We start from the raw sequence: 2897 nt of genomic DNA on the forward strand, positions 1-2897 counted from the left end.
TGAATGTACGCTCTTGCGAAATCCACATATTTCCCGAAACGAAGAGGTTCAGCTGCAAGTCTATCCCGACGTTGAGAATATGAGAAAGTATTATCTCAGCCACCTCACCGACGTTGTTATGGTGAACTGGGACTCGCTGACAGCGGAGCGTCTCGGCGGTGCAGACTTCGACGGCGATATGATAAAAACTATCTCGGATCCAATCGTAAACCGTTGCGTCAAGCGCAATTCCAAAGCTGACACTCCGCTGTTGAAAATACCAAGTGCTGAACCTGTTATCCGTGATGCCACTGACTGGCAGGCGCGTTTTGAAACGGTCAAGAGCACCTTTTCTTCCCGAGTTGGACAGATCTCCAATGCGGCGCTGAACAGAAGTATCATTGCATACAATGAGAACTCCGACGACGAGCTTCGCGACAAGTGCCGCGAGGAGACTGAGACTCTTGCTATCCTCACAGGACTTGAAATTGATTCAGCCAAGAGCGGTGTGAAGCCTGATCTGACGGAGTATCTCGGCACTAAGACTGTCGCCAAAAGTAAGTTCCTGAAATACAAGAGCCTGCTTGAAAAGAGTGAGGGACGCCGTGCGTGGTACGAGCCGACCTTCGAGGAGCAGTTTGAGAAGTTCTTCGCTGATACCGATTGGAACAAGGTTGACTCCAATGTAGAGCGTCTGCCGTACCTTGCATATATGCTTGGAAAGAACACGAAGACTATCGTTGACAAGCCTGCCACAGATGAGGAACTGTTCACCTTTGCAGAAGATGATAACTGGAAGGATAAGCTGAACGACGATAAACTGAAAAAGCTGTCTGCTCTTATTACTGATTATGAACGGTGTCTGTCACGCATAAGAGCCTGCGGTCAGCCTGTCAAGGACAAACAGCGCAGGAACGACATTCAGCGTATTCTGTACAGCCGTGGTCAGGACCGTGAATACGACGCAGATATGCTGTATACCCTGTTTCAGGGCACACCTCCAGAGAGGATAACTGCTATCAGGCAGGAGCTGCAGGCTAAGAGCTGGCACTTGACGCCAAAGGAACAGCGTGATGATCTGTTAGCTGAGTGGTTGCCTGAGCTTGAACGGTACTATCCGCTTTTCAGCGACTTCCGTTTCGGCGGTTACCGTATTCTCATTGACCTTATTTCCGACATTGACGACGAGAACACTCTCACAGACAGGAAACGTCTTATCCGCGACGTCGATTCAACGGAGTTTCGAAAGATAATGGAGGCTTATCTGAACAAGCCAGTTGATATGTATTACCGTGACGTTGTTGCAAATGAGTGCAGAAAGCTTATTGAAGCAGTAATGAAGCCTGACGAGGCAGTTAAGTATATTGTAGCTATGGGCAAAAGAAAAGTGCTCTTCGATCTGCTGCTGGACAGGATCGAAAAGCACGTAAGGAGGGTTAAGTAATGCTGAATGAGATTGAAGAATTCAAGGCTTACACTGAGAAACCTGTTTACAAGTGCAATGGCAAGCGTGATCTCTCATTCCTCGGACGTTTCAGCTTTGAGATGATAATGAAGTTCATCGGACTGAACCGTGTTCTCACTATCATTGCCCGCGGATATATGTTCAGAAACGGCGCTCCCGACATCGACTATGCAAGGCGAGCTCTCTGTGCGTGGTGCAGTATCCCCGACAAAAAAACTGCCGCTCCGAAGGAGGAGTGGCAGTTCAGGACTGATTTCAGTGACCTGCACGGGGAGTTCCCAGAATTGGTCGATGCTAAGGGGCAGGGCTGGTTTTACAGACACGTTCACAAAATTGAGCGGTTCATTACCAAGAACAGCGATATTATGAGCAAGTCTACTCTTGCCAAGGCTGAACCGCTGAAAAAAGGCTTCGATGCGACGTGGAGAGCTAAGGTCAAGCAGTATCAGGTGTCGCTGTATTCTCCTGAGACAAAAGGAGCGTGGGTGCTGCGGTTTGATGATATATTGGCGGACGCTCTGGAGCTCGGACCGCTGGCGGATAAATCCTTTTCCTTTACAGATGATGAAAAGGCTCGTATAAAGGCGCTGCTACCTGACGGGCTGCCATTCGAAGTAGCGGAGACTGTTATCGCTTACTGCGTCGCCAACAAGCCCGATGATTCTGACTATGTTATCCTGCCTATCTCAAACTTCGACGCTTATTTTGGCAGTACCAGCTTCAGTCACAAGTGGCTCAATTTGTTCCCTGATACTTTACTTGAACGCGATAAGCAGAGCTTTGGGGCGTGTAGGATTAGATTGATTTTTGTTAAACATTCTTAACACTGAATACGTGGTATTGAGATTAGAAGCCAAACTTAATGGATACAACGTAAGATTATGAAGCCATATTTCGATATAATATGAAAACTAAAAATAACACTACTAAAGCTTTTACATTTACCCACATACCGAGAACATCCTTCCTGCCGTCCATATTAACGCCTATCGCTATATATACAGCCTTTTTGATTATCTGTCCTTCACTGCGTACATGGTAGTGGATAGCGTCAAGGAATACGACTGCATAGACGCTTTCAAGCGTTCTTTGCTACCATTCCTTTGCAACAGGGAGGACCTTGTCTGTGATACGGCTGACGGTGGTATCAGATATCTCCAGACCGTAAATATCACGTATATGGTCCTCAATATCGGACGTTGACATACCCTTGGCGTACATAGAGATAATCTTGTTCTCCATATCCTGAGAGATACATGTCTGATTCTTAGGCAGTATCTTTGGTTCAAATTCGCTGTTTTTGTCACGAGGCACTTCGATATCCACCTTGCCCACACTGGTGCGAAGAGTCTTCTTGCTGTGACCGTTACGGCTATTATCAGTTTCCTTGTTCTTAACGTCATACGGCTCGTAACCGAGCTCAGAATCAAGCTCTGATTCAAGGCTCCCTTCC

The 2897-nt window shown here is 47.1% G+C and carries 1 protein-coding gene and 2 pseudogenes; 2 read left to right on the forward strand and 1 reads right to left on the reverse strand.

Going from position 1 to position 2897, the window contains the following annotated elements:
- Both K6G33_RS06370 and K6G33_RS06375 read left to right on the forward strand, forming a co-directional pair.
- Positions 1 to 1423: pseudogene (locus K6G33_RS06370) on the forward strand (hypothetical protein); the annotation flags it as partial.
- Complete coding sequence (locus K6G33_RS06375) at positions 1423 to 2268, forward strand: hypothetical protein (protein WP_296777451.1); 846 nt, start codon at positions 1423 to 1425, stop codon at positions 2266 to 2268. The pseudogene K6G33_RS06370 and the gene K6G33_RS06375, both read left to right, overlap by 1 nt.
- A gap of 118 nt (positions 2269 to 2386) precedes the next feature.
- Here the strand turns inward: K6G33_RS06375 and K6G33_RS06380 are convergent.
- Positions 2387 to 2897 (reverse strand): annotated as a pseudogene (locus K6G33_RS06380) (transposase); the annotation flags it as partial.

This window comes from Ruminococcus sp., from assembly GCF_024691275.1.
GTDB lineage: Bacteria > Bacillota > Clostridia > Oscillospirales > Ruminococcaceae > Ruminococcus.